Origin of the sequence: Geomonas sp. (assembly GCF_035254065.1) — a bacterium.
Taxonomy (GTDB): Bacteria; Desulfobacterota; Desulfuromonadia; order Geobacterales; family Geobacteraceae; genus Geomonas.
Window position 1 is genome coordinate 1 of sequence record NZ_DATFBA010000380.1, and the last position, 18637, is coordinate 18637.

At 61.2% G+C, this 18637-nt stretch carries 21 protein-coding genes; 2 read left to right on the plus strand and 19 right to left on the minus strand.

Going from position 1 to position 18637, the window contains the following annotated elements:
• From dnaG to VJ604_RS18060, 19 genes are all read right to left on the minus strand, one after another.
• On the minus strand, positions 1-1102 hold a 1102-nt coding region (dnaG, locus tag VJ604_RS17970), incomplete at its 3' end, for a DNA primase (protein WP_324084909.1).
• 11 nt (positions 1103-1113) lie between these two features.
• Positions 1114-1632, minus strand: coding sequence for a CvpA family protein (locus tag VJ604_RS17975; protein WP_324084910.1), 519 nt, complete (start codon positions 1630-1632; stop codon positions 1114-1116).
• Between the two features lie 117 nt (positions 1633-1749).
• Positions 1750-2190 carry a GatB/YqeY domain-containing protein gene (locus VJ604_RS17980; protein WP_324084911.1) on the minus strand — a complete coding sequence of 147 codons (441 nt, stop codon included), beginning with the start codon at positions 2188-2190 and terminating at the stop codon, positions 1750-1752.
• An 8-nt stretch (positions 2191-2198) separates the two neighbouring features.
• Positions 2199-2396, minus strand: coding sequence for a 30S ribosomal protein S21 (rpsU, locus tag VJ604_RS17985; RefSeq protein ID WP_011940832.1), 198 nt, complete (start codon positions 2394-2396; stop codon positions 2199-2201).
• Positions 2397-2538: 142 nt separating this feature from the next.
• On the minus strand, positions 2539-2868 hold the full coding sequence (locus VJ604_RS17990; RefSeq protein WP_324084915.1) for a phosphoribosyl-ATP diphosphatase: 330 nt from the start codon (positions 2866-2868) through the stop codon (positions 2539-2541).
• A gap of 268 nt (positions 2869-3136) precedes the next feature.
• Positions 3137-3895 (minus strand): imidazole glycerol phosphate synthase subunit HisF, encoded by a 759-nt coding sequence (hisF, locus tag VJ604_RS17995; protein WP_324084916.1) that lies wholly within the window; start codon positions 3893-3895, stop codon positions 3137-3139.
• Between the two features lie 255 nt (positions 3896-4150).
• Positions 4151-4885: a 1-(5-phosphoribosyl)-5-[(5-phosphoribosylamino)methylideneamino]imidazole-4-carboxamide isomerase gene (hisA, locus tag VJ604_RS18000; protein ID WP_324084917.1), complete on the minus strand. Its 735-nt coding sequence runs from the start codon at positions 4883-4885 to the stop codon at positions 4151-4153.
• A 116-nt stretch (positions 4886-5001) separates the two neighbouring features.
• Positions 5002-5625, minus strand: a complete 624-nt coding sequence (hisH, locus tag VJ604_RS18005) for an imidazole glycerol phosphate synthase subunit HisH (protein WP_324084919.1) — start codon at positions 5623-5625, stop codon at positions 5002-5004.
• 13 nt (positions 5626-5638) lie between these two features.
• A complete protein-coding gene (gene hisB, locus VJ604_RS18010; RefSeq protein ID WP_324084920.1) occupies positions 5639-6226 on the minus strand; it encodes an imidazoleglycerol-phosphate dehydratase HisB in 588 nt (195 codons plus the stop codon).
• A 141-nt stretch (positions 6227-6367) separates the two neighbouring features.
• The gene (hisD, locus tag VJ604_RS18015) at positions 6368-7654 is read right to left on the minus strand and encodes a histidinol dehydrogenase (RefSeq protein WP_324084921.1); all 1287 of its coding nucleotides are present in this window, start codon (positions 7652-7654) and stop codon (positions 6368-6370) included.
• A gap of 38 nt (positions 7655-7692) precedes the next feature.
• The gene (gene hisG / locus VJ604_RS18020; protein WP_324084922.1) at positions 7693-8331 is read right to left on the minus strand and encodes an ATP phosphoribosyltransferase; all 639 of its coding nucleotides are present in this window, start codon (positions 8329-8331) and stop codon (positions 7693-7695) included.
• A 130-nt stretch (positions 8332-8461) separates the two neighbouring features.
• Complete coding sequence (gene murA, locus VJ604_RS18025; protein ID WP_324084923.1) at positions 8462-9727, minus strand: UDP-N-acetylglucosamine 1-carboxyvinyltransferase; 1266 nt, start codon at positions 9725-9727, stop codon at positions 8462-8464.
• Between the two features lie 287 nt (positions 9728-10014).
• Entirely contained in the window at positions 10015-10872 is an 858-nt protein-coding gene (gene prmC, locus VJ604_RS18030; RefSeq protein WP_324084925.1) for a peptide chain release factor N(5)-glutamine methyltransferase, read from the minus strand.
• 8 nt (positions 10873-10880) lie between these two features.
• Positions 10881-11957: a peptide chain release factor 1 gene (prfA, locus tag VJ604_RS18035; RefSeq protein WP_324084926.1), complete on the minus strand. Its 1077-nt coding sequence runs from the start codon at positions 11955-11957 to the stop codon at positions 10881-10883.
• Positions 11958-12056: 99 nt separating this feature from the next.
• A complete protein-coding gene (locus VJ604_RS18040; RefSeq protein WP_324084927.1) occupies positions 12057-12974 on the minus strand; it encodes a DUF1385 domain-containing protein in 918 nt (305 codons plus the stop codon).
• Between the two features lie 234 nt (positions 12975-13208).
• The gene (thyX, locus tag VJ604_RS18045) at positions 13209-13898 is read right to left on the minus strand and encodes an FAD-dependent thymidylate synthase (protein WP_324084928.1); all 690 of its coding nucleotides are present in this window, start codon (positions 13896-13898) and stop codon (positions 13209-13211) included.
• Positions 13899-13998: 100 nt separating this feature from the next.
• Positions 13999-14202: a 50S ribosomal protein L31 gene (gene rpmE, locus VJ604_RS18050; protein ID WP_324084929.1), complete on the minus strand. Its 204-nt coding sequence runs from the start codon at positions 14200-14202 to the stop codon at positions 13999-14001.
• A gap of 99 nt (positions 14203-14301) precedes the next feature.
• Complete coding sequence (gene rho, locus VJ604_RS18055) at positions 14302-15549, minus strand: transcription termination factor Rho (protein ID WP_324084930.1); 1248 nt, start codon at positions 15547-15549, stop codon at positions 14302-14304.
• Positions 15550-16118: 569 nt separating this feature from the next.
• Positions 16119-16577, minus strand: coding sequence for a peptide chain release factor family protein (locus tag VJ604_RS18060; RefSeq protein WP_324084932.1), 459 nt, complete (start codon positions 16575-16577; stop codon positions 16119-16121).
• Between the two features lie 126 nt (positions 16578-16703).
• Here VJ604_RS18060 and VJ604_RS18065 point away from each other — a divergent pair, with 126 nt between their 5' ends.
• On the plus strand, positions 16704-17534 hold the full coding sequence (locus VJ604_RS18065) for a metallophosphoesterase (protein ID WP_324084933.1): 831 nt from the start codon (positions 16704-16706) through the stop codon (positions 17532-17534).
• A gap of 27 nt (positions 17535-17561) precedes the next feature.
• The gene (locus VJ604_RS18070; RefSeq protein WP_324084934.1) at positions 17562-18425 is read left to right on the plus strand and encodes an EamA family transporter; all 864 of its coding nucleotides are present in this window, start codon (positions 17562-17564) and stop codon (positions 18423-18425) included.
• The last annotated feature ends 212 nt before the right edge of the window (positions 18426-18637 follow it).

Below are 18637 nucleotides of genomic sequence, written 5' to 3' on the forward strand. Positions count from 1 at the left end.
CGAAGATCGGCTGCGCCTTTTCCAAAAGCGGCTCGAAACCGGCGGCCCCCTCGCGTTTCACGAAGGTGTCGGGATCGTCCTCGGCCGGAATCTCGATCACCCTGGCGGGGAAAGCCTCCTCCAGGAAGAGCTCCATCGACCTCACCGTCGCCTTGCGTCCCGCCTCGTCGCCGTCGAAGAGCATGTAGGCCTTCTCGGCGTAGCGCCTCAAGACTTTCAGATGCTGCGGTGTCAGCGCCGTGCCGCAGGTCGCCAGCACGTTGGTGAAGCCGGCCCGGTAGAGCGCCAGGTGGTCGAAGTATCCTTCGACGATGATGGCGCTTCCCTTCTCGCGCATCCCCTTCTTGGCGAGATCGATACCGAAGAGCACCTCGCTCTTGCGGTAGATGAGCGATTCCGGGGAGTTGATGTACTTGGGCAGCGAGTCGTCCATCACCCGGCCGCCGAAGCCGATGGCCCGGCCGTGCAGGTCGGAGATGGTGAACAGCAGCCGGTTACGGAAGGTGTCGTAGTACCCCCCGCCGCTGTCCCTCTTCCTGAGCAGCCCGAGCTTCTCGGCCTGTTCAGCGGAGACTCCCTTTCGCTGCAGGTACTTCGCCAGGTTGTCCCAACCGGCCGGCGCGAAACCCATACGGTAGGCGGCCGCAGTATCGCGGTCCACGCCGCGGGTCTGCAAATAGCTCCTGCCTGCGCTCCCCGCCTCGTCGGACTCCAGCACCCGGCAGTAGTACTCGCAGGCGAGCTCATTGATGCGGTAAAGCTCTTCCCTCTCGTCGACCTTGCGCTGCTCTTCCCTGGTGAGCGGCCGCTCCGGGATCTCCACCCCGACCCGCTTGGCCAGGAACTTGACCGCCTGGGGAAAGGCCAGCCCCTCCATCCGCATGATGAAATCGAAGGCGTTGCCGCCCGCGCCGCAGCCGAAGCAGTGGAAGATCCCCCTGGCGGGGTTGACGTTGAAGGAAGGGGTCTTCTCCCCGTGGAACGGGCAGAGTCCCTGGTAGTTGGCCCCGGATTTCCTGAGGCTCATGTAGTCGGAGATGACCTCGAGGATGGGAGCCCTCTCGCGCACCTCCCTAACCTTCTCGTCAGGTATCATCGACACGGGTCAAATCCTTATTTCTTGCGCTGTCCTTCGGCGGAAGCAGGTTCCTTGCGTAGGGCACCCTCCCACCCCGCGGCGATGTCGGCGCCGGTGGTGGCGAAGGAGTGCGCGGTCTTCGAGGTGTCGATCATCCGCCTCACCTTCTCAGGGACCGGCTTGGTGGTACCGAGATAGAGCAGGATGCAGAGGATGAAGCCCCCTTCCAGAAAGCCGAAAACGACCCCGCCGATCCGGTTGATCCCCCCGAGCAGCATGATCTTTAAGATGACGGTCAGCAGATGTCCAAGTAGATAGAAGAGGAGGCTGAACAGCAAAAAGACGAGGAGAAACGACAGCGGCTGCGCCACCTGCTGGGGAAGGTTGATGAAATGCTTCACCACCAGGCTGAGAGAGGAATAATATTTAAAGGCGGCCCAGCCGCCCGTGACGAGACCGAGCAGAGAGCACGCCTCCCTGATCAGCCCCTTCGAAAACCCTTTGACCACAAAGAAAATGAGAACAATCCAGATAACGATATCGAGAAGGATCATGCAAACACCTGGTCGGCTGACACAAAGCAAAGAAGGGGCAATCGCTAGATTGGCCCCTACCCATGACTCAATGACCCGCGTAATCGCCCCCGGGAACGGTCCCGGGGGGCGATGAACTTACGCGAGCTTTTCCTTCACAATTTCGCTCACCAGCTTCCCATCTGCACGACCGGCAACGGACGGTTGCAGGGCCTTCATGACCTTGCCCATGTCCTTGGCACCGGCAGCCGCGACCTCCGTGATGGTCTTCATCACGAGTGCCTCCAGCTCTTCGCGCGTCAACTGCTGGGGGAGGAAGCTCATCATGAGCTCAAGCTCTGCTTCCTCCTTATCCACCAACTCCTGTCTGCCTGCTTCCTTAAAGAGCCTGATGGATTCCCTGCGCTGCTTGCAGAGGGTTACTATGGTATCGGTGATCTCGGCATCGTTCAGTTCACGCCTGAGTTCGATGTCACGATTCTTCACCGCGGAGATAACCATGCGGATGGCGGAAAGCCTGAGCGCGTCGCGGCTCTTCATGGCCTCCTTCATCTGGGCTTGTAGTTTCTCCCTAAGCATATATCCCTCTAGTCAACCATCTTGCGCTGTTTTTTCAGGGCACGTTTGCGAGCTGCGATAGCCTTTTTCTTCTTCTTGATACTCGGCTTCTCGTAGTGCTCTCTCTTACGAACTTCGGAGAGGATCCCCGCTTTTTCGCACTGCTTTTTGAACTTTTTCAGTGCGAGCTCAAACGGCTCAGCTTCTTTTACCTTTACTCCCGGCATCCATATTCCCCCCCCTTCGTTTCTAGATTTACTACTTTGTGGGTTGATCTGGCCGGCAGACACTATTCAAGGAACAAGCAATATATCACGAGGAGATGAAATGTCAACGATTTTCTGCAGCTACGACTGAGTCACCTGCGTCTCAGCCGACCCGCGACTGCTTCTCCTCGATACCGGAGGTACCGAAGCGGCGCCGCAGCTCGCTATAGACCTCCTCGGGGTCGATGTCGTAGTAGCCCAAAAGCACCAGGTTGTGGAAGATCAGGTCGGCAGTCTCGTAGATGATCTCCTCGCGCTTGCCGCCCACACCGGCGATCACCACCTCGGTGGCCTCCTCGCCGAGTTTCTTGAGGATCTTCTCGACCCCCTTCTTCATGAGGCTCGCGGTGTAGGAGTTCTCGCTCGGGTTTGACTTGCGCTCCTGGATCACGCGGTAGACCGCGACGATGATATCTTCCTTTTCCTGTGCCATCATTAACTCCGGGCGCTTTCAGCGCTAACGTTCAGTGTACTCCCGATCAAGGAGCAGGTGCAAGAGGGGGTGCCTTTGCAATATGGCCGCCCAGTTGGCATTACCCTGCCTCTCCATTTTCTCATCCCCACTAGTTCCGACATCCCCCTTCGGGAGAGGGTTAGGGTGAGGGAACTCTCCATGAAGATGCGAGGTCTCCCTCACCCCGGCCCTCTCCCGGAGGGCGAGGTAGCGTTTGCAGAAGAGGATAGAGTGGGGGATTTGGAGGTTACAGCCTTACCGCGACGCCGCGGTCGCGCAGGTATTCCTTCGCTTCCTGGATGGTGTGTTCGCGGTAGTGGAAGATGGAAGCAGCAAGACAGGCGCTGGCGCCGGCGGTGGTGAAACCGTCGTAGAGATGGGAGAGGTTACCGACCCCGCCAGAGGCGATCACCGGGATGTTGACTGCATCCACCACCGCGCGGGTTAGCGGCAGATCGTAGCCGTCCTTGGTGCCGTCGCGGTCCATGCTGGTGAGCAGAATCTCGCCGGCGCCCAGTTTCTCCATGCGAGCCGCCCACTCGATGGCGTCGATACCGGTGGGATTCCTGCCGCCGTGGGTGTAGACCTCCCACCCCCCGCCTTCCCTGCTGCGGGCGTCGATGGCGACCACGGTGCACTGGGAACCGAAGCGCTCGGCGGCCTCGTTGACGAACTCGGGACGGTGGACGGCCGCGGTGTTGATGGAGACCTTGTCGGCACCGGCGTTGAGAAGTCGCCTGATGTCTTCCACCACCCTGACGCCGCCCCCCACGGTAAGCGGCATGAAGACGCGCTCGGCGGTGCGGCGCACCACGTCGATGATGATGTCGCGCTCGTCGGAAGAAGCGGTGATGTCGAGGAAGGTGAGCTCGTCAGCTCCCTGGCTGTCGTACAGTTCGGCGATCTCCACCGGATCGCCGGCATCGCGCAGGCCCAGGAACTGGACCCCTTTCACTACCCTTCCGCCCTTCACATCGAGACACGGGATGATTCTTTTGGTCAGCACGGTGAAATCTCCTGAAGCAGAGCCCTCCGCCGGAGGACACTCGGTTAACTTAACTTTCTTTGCCCCTTTTAGTACTCCTCCTCCCGAAGGGGGGAGGCTGAAAGGGGGGAGCGCTGCCCCGACTCGAGATGACGCCTGGCCGTGACGCGAGATCATCCAGAGTTGATCCTGAGCTCCCCCTCCCTAACCCTCCCCCTTCGGGAGAGGGGACTGAAACGGGAAGTCGGAAGGAGCAGATCCGGAAGGGTGGAGGAACTACGCGGCCTGCCCCTTGGTCAGCGCGATCGCCTCGGACAGCTTGATGGCACCGGAGTAGATCGCCTTGCCGGTGATGACGCCGGTCACGCCGGACGACTCGATCGCCATCAGGTTTTCGATGTCCTTCAGCGAGGAGAGGCCGCCGGAGGCGATCACCGGTATGCTGATCGATTCGGCCAGCGCCTTGGTGGCCTGGATGTTCGGCCCTTGCATCATGCCGTCCCGGCTGATGTCGGTGTAGATGATGGCGGAGACGCCGTCGCCCTCGAACTTCTTGGCCAGTTCAGTGGCGGTGATGCCGGTGACCTCTGCCCATCCCTGCACGGCAACCATGCCGTTCTTGGCGTCGATGCCGACCACGATGCGGCCGGGGAAGCGGCTGCACGCCTCCTTCACGAACTCGGGGTTCCTCTGGGCGGCGGTGCCGATGATGACGCGGCCGATCCCCAGGGAAAGGTAGGCCTCGACGGTGGCGATATCCCTGATGCCGCCGCCCAGCTGGGTCGGGATGGTGACGGACCTGACGATGGACTCGATGGCCGAGCGGTTCTTCGGTTCGCCGGCGAAGGCGCCGTCGAGGTCGACGATGTGAAGGATCTCTCCCCCCTGCCGCTGCCACTCCGCCGCCTGCGCGCCGGGGTTGTCGTTGAACACCGTGTCCTTGTCCATCAGCCCCTGCTCCAGGCGGACGCAACAGCCGTTCTTCAGATCTATCGCGGGAATGACTATCATCTAAGCTCCAAAGACATTCGATTTTATAAAGGGGCGGTACTCTACTTGCGGAGGGGAAAGCTCCCTCACCCGCCCTTCGGGCACCCTCTCCCCTGAAGGGGCGAGGGAACTGCAAGCTATTTCATGGAAGCGAAGTTCTTGAGCATGGCAAGCCCCTTCTCCTGGGACTTCTCCGGGTGGAATTGGGTGGCGACGATGTTGTCGCGCCAGATCGACGAGCAGAACTCGATGCCGTAGCGGGTCGTGGTGGCGACGACACCTTCATCTTCGGGCTTCACGTAGTACGAGTGCACGAAGTAGACGTTGGTGCCGTCGACGATCCCCTCGAAGATGGGAGCCTGGCGCTTCACGGAGAGCTGGTTCCACCCCATGTGCGGGACCTTCAGCTCCTCACCCGCCTCCCGCATCCCGTCGGCGAAACGGACCACGCGGCCCGGGATCACGTCCAGCCCCTTGTGCAGGCCGAACTCCTCGCTCTCGGTGAACAGCAGCTGTAACCCGAGGCAGATGCCGAGGAACGGCTTCCCTGCCTTGATGACCTTATGGATGGGGTCGATGAAGCCACCCTCCTCCAGGTTCCTGATGCAGTCACGGAAAGCGCCCACGCCGGGCAGCACCACGCGCTCGGCATCCAGCAGGACTTTGGGGTCGGTGGTAACCACGGCTTCACAGCCGATCTTCTCGAAACCCTTTTGAACGGAACGGAGATTCCCCATCCCGTAATCGATAATCGCGATCATCGCTGAATCCTTTTTACAGTTTTCCTTTGGTGGACATGACACCTTCGATCCGGGGATCGAGCTGGGTCGCCTGGTCGAGCGCCCGCGCCGCCGCCTTGAAGCAGGCCTCGACGATATGGTGGACGTTTTCGCCGTACTGGAGGTTCACGTGCAGGTTGGCGCCGCAGTGGTTGACGAACCCCTGGAAGAACTCCTTCACCAGTTCGACGTCGAAATCGCCGATCTTCACCTTGGGAAGAGAGACGTTGTAGACCAGGAAAGGCCTGCCGGAGAGATCGGTGGCGACGGTGGCCAGCGTCTCGTCCATCGGCACCACGGCGTTGCCGTAGCGGCGGATGCCCGCCTTGTCGCCCAGGGCTTCCTTGAAGGCGGCCCCCAGCACGATGCCGATATCTTCCACGGTGTGATGGAAGTCGATGTCGATGTCGCCGCGGGCCTCCACCTTGAGGTCAAACAGGCCGTGCCGGGCGAAGAGGTCCAGCATGTGGTCCAGGAACGGGACGGAGGTGCAGACCTGCGCCTCCCCTTTGCCGTCGATCTCGAGGGAGAGCTTGATCTGGGTCTCCTTGGTGATCCGCTCGATGACTGCCGATCTTGCCATGTCGCCTCCTCCTTGCTTAATCCATCCGAGTAAAAAAGGTTCATGCTTCGACAAGCTCAGCACGAACGGATAATGATTTCATCCCCTCAACCCGCTCGTCCTGAGCCTGTCGAAGGACACTCAAACCCTTTGCGACAGCAGCTAATCCAGCCGCACGCTCACCGACTTCCCGTGGGCTTCCAGCCCTTCCAGTGCGGAAATCCTGACCACGTCCCTGCCGATCCTCTGCAGGCCGCCCTGCGTGATGTGGATGATGGAGCTCTTCTTCACGAAGTCGTCGACCGACAGCGGTGAGAAGAAGCGGGCGGTCCCGCCGGTGGGAAGCGTGTGGTTGGGACCTGCCAGATAGTCGCCCGCAGCCTCCGGGGTGTAGTGCCCCATGAAGATGGCGCCGGCGTTGGTGATGAGCGGCAGGATCTCAAACGGGTTCTCCACCGCGAGTTCCAGATGCTCCGGAGCGATCCGGTTGGAGAAGGCGATGGCCTCCTCCAGATTGCCGGCGGCGATGATGACGCCGAAAGATTCCCAGGACTTGCGGGCGATGGCCTCCCTGGAGAGCTCCTTCAGCTGGCGCTCGACCTCGGCAGCCACCTTCTCGCCGAAGGAGCGGTCGGTGGTGATCAGCACGGAGGAGGCCAGTTCGTCATGCTCGGCCTGCGAAAGCAGATCCGCCGCGATGTGGGTCGCGTTGCCGCTGCCGTCGTTGATGACCAGGATCTCGCTGGGGCCCGCGATCATGTCGATGCCGACCTGCCCGAACACCAGTTTCTTGGCGGTGGCCACGAAGATGTTGCCGGGGCCGGTGATCTTGTCCACGCGGGGAATGGTCTCGGTACCGTAGGCCAGTGCCGCGACAGCCTGGGCGCCGCCGATCTTGAAGACACGGTCGACACCTGAGAGCTTCGCCGCGACCAGCACGTAGGGGTTCAGCTCGCCGCCCGGCGCCGGCACCACCATGATGATCTCACCCACCCCGGCAACCTTGGCCGGGACCGCGTTCATGATGACGCTGGAGGGATAGCAGGCCTTGCCGCCCGGGACGTAGATGCCCACCTTGGCAAGCGGGGTCACCTTCTGCCCCAGCATGATGTCAGGCTCTTCGGTGGAGATCCAGGTCTGCTGTTTCTGCTTCTCATGGAACCGGCCGACCCGCTCCACGGCGAGCTTCAGGGCCGCCAGGTCCTTCTCATCCAGCTTCGAAAAGGCCTGCTCGATTTCTTCGGCGGAGACCTCAAGGCCGGCAGCATCGCACTCAAGGCGATCAAAGCGTTTGGTGTACTCCAGCACCGCCTCGTTGCCGCGTTTGCGCACGTCGGCGATGATGTTGAGGACGATCTCTTCCACCTCGCGCCCGGACTCCTCTCCGCGCTCGACAATGGCGTCAAATTTCGCCTGGAAATCCTTTTCCCTGATATCGAGGAATTGCATGGTCACCTCGGAAATAGCATTGAACGTGGCGTAGTAGGTTAAACGTGCTTTTCCAGCCCCTCGATGATCTTGGAGATCCGCTCGTGCTTGGTCTTCAGGCTGGCGCGGTTCACGATCAGGCGGGTGGTGATCTCCGCGATGGTCTCCACCTCGACCAGGCCGTTCTGCCTCAGCGTCTCGCCGGTGGAAACGAGGTCGACGATCCGCTCGGACAGTCCGACCAGCGGGGCAAGCTCGATGGAGCCGTACAGCTTGATGAGCTCAACCTGCACGCCCTTGGCGGCGAAGTACTTCTCGGTGACGTTGGGGTATTTGGTGGCGATCCTGATGTTGTTCCAGACGGAGGGATCGTCCTTGCTGGAGAGTTCCACCGGCTCGGCGACCATCAGGCGGCAGTAGCCGAACTTGAGGTCGAGCGGCTCGTACAGGTCCTTCTCCTGCTCCATGAGCGTGTCCTTCCCGACGATGCCCAGATCGGCGCAGCCGTACTCGACGTAGGTCGGAACGTCGGTGGCGCGTACGATCATGTAGCGCATCTTCTGCTCGTCGTTCTGGAAGACCAGCTTCCTGGTATCGGAAAGAAGCTCCTCGCAATCGATGCCGATCTTCTTGAAGAGGGCGACGGAATCCTGCAGGATGCGTCCCTTGGGAATGGCGATGGTTATGAAATCAGGCATGTAGAACCTCTTCTTTAATAGCTCCCCCCCTGTTAAAGGGGGGCTGGGGGGGATTTGCCTTGGCAGTTGGCTCTAAAGTAAAAAAGCAAATCCCCCTAAATCCCCCTTTATCAAGGGGGACTTAATAGGACTAGACCTGGTTGTTGTCCTGCACCCGCTCGATGTCTGCGCCGAGGGCGGCGAGCTTTTTCTCGATCGCCTCATAGCCGCGGTCGAGGTGGTAGATGCGGGAGATCTCGCTGGTGTTGTCGGCCGCCAATGCCGCCAGGATCAGCGAGGCGGAGGCGCGCAGGTCGGTCGCCATCACCGGAGCGCCGGAGAGCTTTTTGACCCCCTTGACGGTGGCGGTGTTCCCCTCGATGACGATATCGGCGCCGAAGCGAAGCAGCTCCGAGACGTGCATGAAGCGGTTCTCGAAGATGTTCTCCGAGATGACGCAAGCGCCGTCGGCGAGGCACATGAGGGCCATGAACTGCGCCTGCATGTCGGTCGGGAAGCCGGGGTAGGGACGGGTCTTGATGTTGACGCTCTTGATCTTCTTCGGCCCCTTGACCCGGACGATGTTGTCCTTGTTGGTGATCTCCACGCCGATGTCCTGCAGCTTGAAGGTCAGGGCATCCAGGTGATCGAGCCGCATGTTGCGGATCTTGATATCACCGCCGGTGATGGCCGAGGCGATCATGAAGGTGCCTGCCTCGATCCTATCCGGCATCACGGAGTGGCTGGCGGGGGTGAGCTGGTCGACGCCGATGATGCGGATGGTGTCGGTGCCGGCCCCGTCGATGCGGGCCCCCATCTTGATCAGCATGTCGGCGAGGTCCACGATCTCCGGCTCACGCGCCGCGTTCTCCAGGATGGTCTCCCCCTGAGCGGTGGCGGCGGCCATCAGCAGCTGCTCGGTGCCCCCCACGGTGGAGATGTCGAAGTTGATCCGGGCCCCTTTCAGCTTCTTGGCCTTCGCCTCCACGTAGCCGTGCTCCAGGGTGATCTCGGCGCCCAGTGCGGCAAGGCCTTTCAGGTGCAGGTTGATGGGGCGGGCGCCGATGGCGCAGCCACCGGGAAGCGAGACGCGGGCCTGGCCGAACCTGGCCAGCAGCGGACCGAGCACCAGCACCGAGGCGCGCATGGTGCGCACCAGGTCGTAGGTCGCCTCCCAGCTGTTCAGGTCGGTGGTGTCGATCTTGACGATGTTGCCCCTTCCCTCGACGCGAGCACCCAGCTGTTCCAGCACCTTGATGGTGGTGTTGATGTCCCTGAGGAACGGGACGTTGCTGATCTCGTGGCAGCCAGGTGCCAGGATGGTGGATATGAAGATGGGAAGAGCGGCGTTTTTCGAACCGCTGACGGTCACCTCGCCGGAAAGCTTCTTGCCGCCGTGAATTACCAGTTTGTCCACTCGTACCTCTTTCCACTGCTGGTTTTACCCCGCCAGATGAGAGCGGGATGGGGACTGGCTCCGCGAGGTGCCGGTCCCCCATTTGCTTGTCCTGACAATCACAATCTTCCGCTCAGGCAACGCCCCCTCTCCTTCAAGGAGAGGGTCGGGGTGAGGATGGGGTAGTAGGTGGGAGGCGAAGGAGGCACCCATCCTCATCCTGTCCTTCTCCTTGAAGGAGAAGGGACGCTTAGCGGAAGGTTATCTGCTAGGTCAGGTACAAAAGTCCTCGGTGGGCCGTGCCCACCCTACGGCACTCTGCCGCCAACCACCCGATCGATACCTGCGGGGTCCTTCTCGGAGAAGCACTCCCGCGAGAATCCGCCGGCACGCAGCAATTCGAGGACCTCCGGCGCCTGACCGGCACCGACCTCCAAGAGCAGCCACCCCCCCGCCGTCAGGTGGTTTGAGGCCTCGGCGGCGATGCTCCGGTAGAAGTCGAGACCGTCGGCACCGCCGTCCAGCGCGCTCAGCGGCTCGAAGCCGCGAACTTCCTGCTGGAGTGTGGCGATATCCGACGCGGGTATATAGGGAGGGTTGGAAACTATCATGTCGAAGCGCCGTCCCGCAAAGGGCTCGAAAAGCGACCCCTGGGAAAACTGGACGGTCACCCCGTTTTTCTCGGCGTTACTCATGGCAACGGCCAGGGCGTCGGCCGAGACATCGACGCTGCAGACCTCGACATCGGGCAACTCCTTGGCCAAGGCGATGGCGACGCAGCCGCTGCCGGTCCCGATGTCCAGGATGCTGCCAGCCCCGGCGCTTCTCTTCACCGCCTCGCTCACCAGCACCTCGGTGTCATGACGCGGTATCAGTACGGCCGGGGTGACCTGGAAGTCGAGCCCCATGAACTCCTGGCTCCCAAGGATGTACTGCAGCGGCTCGCGCTTGCCGCGCCGGGCCACCATGTTCCGGTAAGAGGCCAGCTCGCTGTCGGAGAGCGGCTTGTCAAAGTTCAGGTAGAGACCGACCCGATCGAGGGAAAGCGCCTCGCACAGCATCCACTCAGCCTCAAGCCTCGGGTTTTCCACCCCTTTTTCAGCGAGGTACCCCTTGGTCCAGTTGAGGATCTTCAGGACGTCCCATTTTTCCCGCTGCTGTGTCATATCGATAACTAGATGCCGCCCTGGCTCTGCTCCTGCAGGGCTTCCATCTGGTAGTGAGTCCTCAGGGCGTCGGCGATCTCGGCGATGTCGCCGGCCATGATGGAATCGAGACGGTAAAGGGTCAGGCCGATCCGGTGGTCGGTCATCCTCCCCTGCGGGAAGTTGTAGGTCCTGATCCGCTCGCTCCGGTCGCCGCTGCCGACCTGGCTCTTGCGGTCCGCGGCCAGCTTGGCGTTCTGCTCCATCACGATGGTGTCGAGGATGCGCGACTTGAGGACCTTCATGGCCTTGGCCCTGTTCTTGATCTGGCTCCGCTCTTCCTGGCAGGCGACCACGGTGCCGGTCGGAATATGGGTGATCCTGACCGCGGAGTCGGTGGTGTTGACGTGCTGGCCGCCGGCGCCGGACGAACGGTAGACGTCGATCTTCAGGTCGGCCGGGTTGATGTCGATATCGACGTCTTCCGCCTCGGGAAGTACCGCCACCGTGCAGGCGCTGGTGTGGATGCGGCCTTGGGCCTCGGTTTCCGGAACGCGCTGCACGCGGTGGGTGCCCGACTCGTACTTCAGGCGGGCGAAGACGCCGGCGCCTTCCACCAGCGCCACGACCTCCTTGAAGCCCCCTCTTTCCGATTCGGAGCAGGAGATCATCTCGACACGCCAGCGGTTGGTCTCGGCAAAACGCGAGTACATCCGGAACAGGTCGCCGGCAAACAGGGCGGACTCGTCACCGCCGGTACCCGCGCGGATCTCGAGCACCACGCTCTTGTCGTCGTTGGGATCCTTGGGGAGGAGCAGGATCTTGATCTCGGCATCCAGCTCCTCGCGGCGCGCCTCGAGGCCTTCCAGCTCGGCCTGGGCCATCTCCCGCATCTCCTGGTCCGGCTCCTTGAGAAGCTCTTTGTTGTCGTCGATCTCGGCGAGCACCTTCTTGTACTCGCGGAAGGCGGCGACCAGCTCGGCAAGGCCCGAGTGCTCCTTGGAGAGGCGCCTGAACTCGGTCTGATTCGCCAGCACCTCGGGATCCGAGAGCAGCGACTCCAGTTCCTCGAAACGTCTTTCCAGTTCGGCTATCTTGTCAAACATGTAAGAACCTCAGATTCCGTGAAAGGTGAAAGGTGAAAAGTGAACGGTAAAGCCAAGGCTCCAACCTTTCACCCTTCACCTTTCACTTTTCCCGTAGTTTTATACGACCAGCCTGTCATCCATGTGGCCGCCGTTCATATCCAGCGCCACCTGCATGGACTTGATGGCTACCTCGATCTGCTTGTCATCCGGCTCCCGGGTGGTCAGCCGCTGCAGGGCGAGCCCCGGGGCGATCAGCATCTTCACCAGCGCGTTGCCGTCATGCTTGGCGGTCCACTTCAAGACCTCGTAGGAGAGCCCGGCGATGATCGGCAGCAGGACGATCCTGGATCCCCCTTTCAGGTAGAAGGGCCAGGCCTTGGGTATCAGCGAGAAGACCACGATGCTCACCAGCATGACGATCAGCAGGAAGCTCGTGCCGCAACGCGGGTGCAGGCAGCTGTACTTGCGAACGTTTTCGACGGTCAGCTCCTCGCCGGCCTCGAAGGTGTAGATGGATTTGTGCTCGGCGCCGTGATACTGGAACACCCGCTGGATGTCCGGCATCCTGGAGATGGCGGTGATGTAGATGAGGAAGACGGCCACGCGGATCACGCCGTCCACCAGGTTGAAGACGATGTTGGAGCTGCCGATAACCGGGACCATCAGCTTGGTCAGGTAGAGCGGCATGAGGAAGAACAGCAGAATGCCGAAGCCGAAGGCGGTGGCCATGGTGCCGCCGATGGCCCAGCCGGAGAGATCTTCCTTCTTCTCGCCTTTATCCCCTTCTTCGATGATGGCTTCGTTGGCGGAGAAGTTGAGGGCCTTGATGCCGGTCGCCAGCGAGGAGAAAAGCGCCACCGCACCTCTCACGATGGGAAGTTTGACGATGGGAAACCTTTCCGAAAGCGGGACCACGGTTTCGCTTTTGATGGAGATCTCGCCGTCAGGCCTTCTGACTGCGATGGCAAGCGACCGGGGCGCGCGCATCATGACCCCTTCCAGAACCGCCTGTCCGCCGATATTGATCTTTGCCATTTACACCTCGTGTGGAGACCGGATACCCCATCCTCACCCCGTCCCTCCCCTAGAAAGGACGCGGTGCGGAGGTCCCACCCTCCGGTTGGTTCAGCTTTGTTGCAGGTTCGCTTACCCCAAATCCCGCTCGTCCTGAGCCTGTCGAAGGACGTAATCAACTTTCATGCGGGAGCAATCAACTTCGTTTTGTGAGGCAAAGGGGACAGGCACCTGCGGAGCCAGTCCCCGAAATCGTTACACCCCTTTGAAGAACTCCCGTACTTCCGCCATCTTGCCGCAGCAGAAGGGGCCCTCGGGGCAGGGGCCTGCCAGGCAGCCGGGGCCGGCCTTGCCGAAGACGGTGGGGGCCAGCGGCCGCACCAGCTTCAGCATCTCGATCGCCATGGCCCGGATCTCCCACTGCGCCCGCTCGCAGCAGCGCACGGTGAAGAAGTGCAGCAGCTCGCGGCCGTTCATGGTCACGATGATCTTGGTCTCGGTGGCGTTGGGAAGCAGGTACCTGGCATCCTCCGCCGGCACCCCCGCGTTCACCAGCTCGGCGTAGGCCGCGTGCAGCGCGGCCACCTGCGCCTGGAAGCGCTCTACGAATTCCGGATTGTCGGCGATGGAAGGGGGCGTCACCACCGCGAACTGCTCCTTGTGGGAGACGTAGCGCTGGGACTGCTGGGAGTAGGAGGCGACCCGGTGCCGCACCAGCTGATGGCTGGTGACCCGGGAGATACCTTCGATGCCGAAGGTGAAGGAGGCGTGCTCCAGCACCGACTGGTGCCCGAGCGACATGATCTTGTCCAGGAAGTTCTTGATGTCGGCGCCGGACAGCTTTTCCTTCAGCGCGTCGATGCCTACCTGCGAATAGCAAAGCCTGGCAGCCAACGCGATGGTCAGCTCGGGCTCGGGGGTGTGTTGGAGGAGGGCAACCTTCATTGAGATCCTTCAGACGGCATAATGCTCACTACAATAAACGAAATAAGGGGATTTTGCCATAGACAAAATCCCCTCACCGGTTTCACAAACGCGAGAGCCTCTATTTTTCCAGGTTGTATCTCTTGCGGAAACGCTCCACGCGGCCCGCGGTATCGATCAGCTTCTGCTTGCCGGTGTAGAACGGATGGCACTGCGAGCAGATCTCGGTGGAGATCTCAGCCTTGGTCGAACGGGTCTGGAACTGGTTCCCGCAGAGGCACTTCACGGTGATTTCTTCGTACTTCGGGTGGATTTCTGCCTTCATATCTTCCTCCATGCGGGGCGGACCCCGTTAACTTGTGCACGTTTTAGCCGGAAAGCATGTACCAATAGCACCTTCAGCGCAAGTTTTCAAGTTATTTTTCTACTTGCTCATCGAGTCCAGGAATTCCTGGTTGGTCTTGGTACCCTGCAGCTTGGAGATCAGGAACTCCATGGAGTCCACCACGTTCATCGGGTGGAGCACCTTCCTGAGTATCCAGATCCGGTTCAGGGAGGCCTTGTCGATCAGCAGCTCCTCTTTCCTGGTGCCGGACTTGTTGATGTCGATGGCCGGGAAGGTCCTCTTCTCAACCAGCTTTCGGTCGAGGTGGAGTTCCATGTTACCAGTCCCCTTGAACTCCTCGAAGATGACCTCGTCCATTTTACTACCGGTGTCCACCAGGGCGGTAGCGATAATGGTAAGCGAGCCACCTTCCTCGATGTTCCTGGCGGCGCCGAAGAAGCGCTTGGGCTTGTGAAGCGCGTTGGAGTCGACACCACCGGAGAGGATCTTGCCGGAGGGGGGTATCACGGTGTTGTAGGCGCGTGCCAGGCGGGTGATGGAGTCGAGCAGGATGACAACGTCGCGCTTGTGCTCGACCAGTCGCTTGGCCTTCTCGATGACCATCTCGGCAACCTGGATGTGGCGGGAGGCCGGCTCGTCGAAGGTGGAGGAAATAACCTCGCCCCTCACGGAGCGCTGCATGTCGGTGACCTCCTCCGGGCGCTCGTCGATCAGCAGCACGATCAGGAAGACCTCGGGATGGTTCTCGGCGATGGAGTTGGCGATGTTCTGGATGAGCATCGTCTTGCCGGTACGCGGCGGAGCGACGATCAGTCCCCTCTGCCCCTTGCCGACCGGTGCGATCAGCTCCATCACGCGGGAGGACATGTTGTCCGGCTCGGTCTCCAGCTTGAGCTTCTCCTCCGGGTAGAGCGGAGTCAGGTTGTCGAAGAGGATCTTGTCGCGGGCCACCTCGGGCGACTCGTGGTTGACGGTCTCCACCTTCAGGAGGGCGAAGTAGCGCTCCCCTTCCTTGGGAGGACGGATCTGGCCCGCCACCGTATCGCCGGTGTGCAGGTTGAAGCGGCGGATCTGCGAAGGGGAGACGTAGATATCGTCCGGCCCCGGAAGATAGTTGTAATCCGGTGCCCGCAAGAAGCCGAAACCGTCGGGCAGCGTCTCCAGCACGCCTTCGCCGAAGATCATGCCGTTTTTCTCGGTCTGGGCATTGAGAATGGCGAAGATCAGGTCCTGCTTACGGAGGCTGGACGCGCCCTCGATGTTGAGACCCTTGGCGATCGCCGTAAGATCGTTGATCTTTTTCTCTTTAAGTTCCTGTAGGTTCATCTGTTCTCCTGAAATGGCGCAACTCCACAGTGAAGCGGCGACGCCTGGATGCGACGAGGTATCATGTTGACGAACTGCTCGATGGCGATGTTCACGGATGATGGGGCATGGACGACATGCGCGGACTGCCTAATATGCAAAGGTTTGTGAAAAGTCTGTAGTGACCTTGAGGTGTCGGTTCGGGTTGCGGTATGGAATTAGAGGTGTAAGGAACGCTGCAAAGGTCTCATAGAGGATAATAATACCCTAAATTTATAACCTTCACCTCCTGGGATTGTCAACTTTTTTTTGGTTTTGCAAAATCCAGCGCGCCGGAGCCGGTGGCGGGAACAGGATGAGCCTTGATCCGGCCATAAAACCGTTGTCATTACGGGGTGATGTCAATCACGGGTATAGGGAAGCATTTTTCTTGCCATTCTGATGATCTGGCATCCGATTCCCTCGCCCCTTAAGGGGAGGGTGGCCGGAGGGCGGGTGAGGGTTGCCGCAACCGCCACGAAAGTCCCGCCCTCACCCCTGTCCCTCTCCCCCAAGGGGGCGAGGGGGAGCGTTTGGAAGACCACCTGCTTCTAAGAGAGCTCGTCTTGCGTCCCCTCCCCTTCAAGGGGAGGGACAGGAGCCTGCACGCCGTAGCCTTTAGGCGGAGGCGGGTGGGGATGGGTTTCTCCGGCGGCTGCCGCGTACTTGGCGCCGCTTCGCCTCTTGCGCCTGGCCTTCTGCCTGCGGAGCTTTTCCGCCGCAATATCCTTCTTGGTCAGCGCCCCGGAGAGCGCCTCCACCTTTTCCAGCAGGTAACGGCGGGCCAGAAAGCGGTTGAGGGACTGGCTGCGCGACTCCATGCACTTAACTTCCAACCCGCTCGGCAGGTGCTTGAGGTACACGCAGGAAGAACCCTTGTTGACGTGCTGGCCGCCCCGTCCGGAGGCGTGGACGAATCGCTCCTCCAGGTCCGCCTCGGAGACCCCGAGCAGTTCCATCCTCGTTTTCAGCCAGCGGTTCTTCTCCTCGCTCACCGCGAAATCGGCCATCATCTCCCCCCTTGTTCATTAGGGCATGATAGCGCCGCCCGTGGTGGAAGTCAAAAAAAGTGACGGGTGATCCCACCTCCTGCTGCCGGTGCTATGTGCTATACTCAGGCTATTCTGGAGGGCCCCATGATGAAACTGTCACGACGCAGCTTCCTCCTCGGAGGAGTCGTCATCCTCCCGTACCTGTCCTTGGAAAGACAGTTCCTCGCCGTCCGCAGGTACCGGGTTCCCATCCGCGACCTCCCCCCTTCCTTCGAGGGGTTCACCATACTGCACCTGAGCGACCTGCACGACAAGGAGTTCGGCAAAGAGAACGAGCGGCTGATCGGGATGATCGCCCAGGAACGCTTTGACATGGTCGCGCTGACCGGCGACCTGGTGGTCGGCGGCGCGCCATCGCTGCTGCCGGCCCTGCAGATCATCGCCGGCATCAAGCGGTCATCGAACGTCCCCCTTTACTCGGTCCCCGGAAACCACGACTGGATGCTGCGGCGCGGCGACGAATTCAACCGCCAGCTGACGGAAGCGGGAGTGACGGTACTTTCCAACCGGTCGACGGTGCTGGAGGCCGGCGGGCAGCGGCTTTTCGTGGTGGGGGTGGACGACCCGGTTACCAGGCGTGACCGGCTGGACGAGGCGCTTAAGGAGACCGACCAGGGCGCCGTCCGTTTGCTGCTCTGCCATTCCCCGCAACTGCTCCCTCAGGCGAGCCGGCACGGCATCGACCTGATGCTTTCCGGCCACACCCACGGCGGCCAGTTCCGCCTCCCCATCCTGGGCGCCTGTTACGTGCCAGCCTTGGGCATCTTCCCCCGCTGGGACTACGGGCGCTTCAACTCCGGCCGCACCACGCTGATCGTCAGCGGCGGGCTGGGAGAAAGCTGCGTCCCGATCAGGATCAACATCAGGCCGGAATTCTCGGTTATCACCCTGGTCAGGCACCAGGAACCGTCGTAGACCGAGGTAATCGGGTATGATTTGATCATGCTCTGGCTGCCGCTCACCCTCATCTCGGCTTTTTGCCTTGCCACCAGTGACGCCCTCACCAAGAAGGCTCTGGCCGGCCACAACGAGTACCTGGTCACCTGGCTCAGGATCCTCCCCGGGCTGCCGCTCTTTCTGCTGCCGCTTCCCTTCATACCCGTGCCGCCCCTTGGCCCGGAGTTCTACCTCTGCGTGTCCGCCTCCTTACCGCTGGAGATCCTGGCCTTATTTCTGTACAGCAAGGCGCTGAAGCTCTCCCCGCTCAACCTGACGCTGCCGCTACTCTCGCTGACCCCGCTCCTGCTCCTGGTGGTCCCCTTCCTGCTCCTGGGGGAACGGCTCACCATGTGCGGGGCCGCCGGCGTGGTGCTGGTGGCGCTGGGGGGATACCTCCTTCCGGTCAGCCGTGGGCAAGGGGGCTTACTCGCACCGTTACGTGGGCTCTTCAATGAAACGGGATCGCTCTGCATGATCGCGGTCGCTTCCATCTACAGCGTCACCTCCGCCCTCGGCAAGCGGGCCATCACCCTCTCCTCGCCGCTTTTCTTCGCGGCCATCTACATCCCGCTGATGGTGCTGCTCACCGCCCCGGTGGCGCTCTACAAGGGGAAGCGGGAACTGAGATCCATCACCAGGAACGGCATCCTGCAGGCCTCGGCTCTGCCGGCGCTCTTCTATGCCCTTCAGGTGGTCGCCCACGTCTACGCCATCAACACCACCAACGTCGCCTACATGATTGCGGTGAAGAGGCTCAGCCTGCTGTTTGGCGTCCTGTACGGCCGTTACCTCTTTCGCGAGCGGGGAGGAGTGCTGGCCTGCGGCATCATGCTGGCCGGTGTCTTCCTGATCATGATCGGCCAGTAGCTCCCACCAGTCGTTTTTTTGACACGCCCCTACAGGCCTCCTTCAAAACATTGACCTTCACCTCCCCGCCCCGCACCAGCCGGCCCTTCACCCCTCTCATCCCCTCCAGGAACCGCCAGTGGCATGGCAGTTGCTATATCTGTCTCGACCCATTTCGCCTAACCCACCCCCCGAGAGCGGTGCAGGTCGGGCGCCCCAGCATCGCCGACGGC

Coding starts and splice junctions, on each gene's coding strand:
- VJ604_RS17975 (WP_324084910.1), bottom strand. CDS start 1,632: ATGATCCTTCTCGATATCGTTATCTGGATTGTTCTCATTTTCTTTGTG.
- VJ604_RS17980 (WP_324084911.1), bottom strand. CDS start 2,190: ATGCTTAGGGAGAAACTACAAGCCCAGATGAAGGAGGCCATGAAGAGC.
- rpsU (WP_011940832.1), bottom strand. CDS start 2,396: ATGCCGGGAGTAAAGGTAAAAGAAGCTGAGCCGTTTGAGCTCGCACTG.
- VJ604_RS17990 (WP_324084915.1), bottom strand. CDS start 2,868: ATGGCACAGGAAAAGGAAGATATCATCGTCGCGGTCTACCGCGTGATC.
- hisA (WP_324084917.1), bottom strand. CDS start 4,885: ATGATAGTCATTCCCGCGATAGATCTGAAGAACGGCTGTTGCGTCCGC.
- hisH (WP_324084919.1), bottom strand. CDS start 5,625: ATGATCGCGATTATCGATTACGGGATGGGGAATCTCCGTTCCGTTCAA.
- hisB (WP_324084920.1), bottom strand. CDS start 6,226: ATGGCAAGATCGGCAGTCATCGAGCGGATCACCAAGGAGACCCAGATC.
- hisD (WP_324084921.1), bottom strand. CDS start 7,654: ATGCAATTCCTCGATATCAGGGAAAAGGATTTCCAGGCGAAATTTGAC.
- hisG (WP_324084922.1), bottom strand. CDS start 8,331: ATGCCTGATTTCATAACCATCGCCATTCCCAAGGGACGCATCCTGCAG.
- prmC (WP_324084925.1), bottom strand. CDS start 10,872: ATGACACAGCAGCGGGAAAAATGGGACGTCCTGAAGATCCTCAACTGG.
- prfA (WP_324084926.1), bottom strand. CDS start 11,957: ATGTTTGACAAGATAGCCGAACTGGAAAGACGTTTCGAGGAACTGGAG.
- VJ604_RS18040 (WP_324084927.1), bottom strand. CDS start 12,974: ATGGCAAAGATCAATATCGGCGGACAGGCGGTTCTGGAAGGGGTCATG.
- thyX (WP_324084928.1), bottom strand. CDS start 13,898: ATGAAGGTTGCCCTCCTCCAACACACCCCCGAGCCCGAGCTGACCATC.
- rpmE (WP_324084929.1), bottom strand. CDS start 14,202: ATGAAGGCAGAAATCCACCCGAAGTACGAAGAAATCACCGTGAAGTGC.
- rho (WP_324084930.1), bottom strand. CDS start 15,549: ATGAACCTACAGGAACTTAAAGAGAAAAAGATCAACGATCTTACGGCG.
- VJ604_RS18060 (WP_324084932.1), bottom strand. CDS start 16,577: ATGGCCGATTTCGCGGTGAGCGAGGAGAAGAACCGCTGGCTGAAAACG.
- VJ604_RS18065 (WP_324084933.1), top strand. CDS start 16,704: ATGATGAAACTGTCACGACGCAGCTTCCTCCTCGGAGGAGTCGTCATC.
- VJ604_RS18070 (WP_324084934.1), top strand. CDS start 17,562: ATGCTCTGGCTGCCGCTCACCCTCATCTCGGCTTTTTGCCTTGCCACC.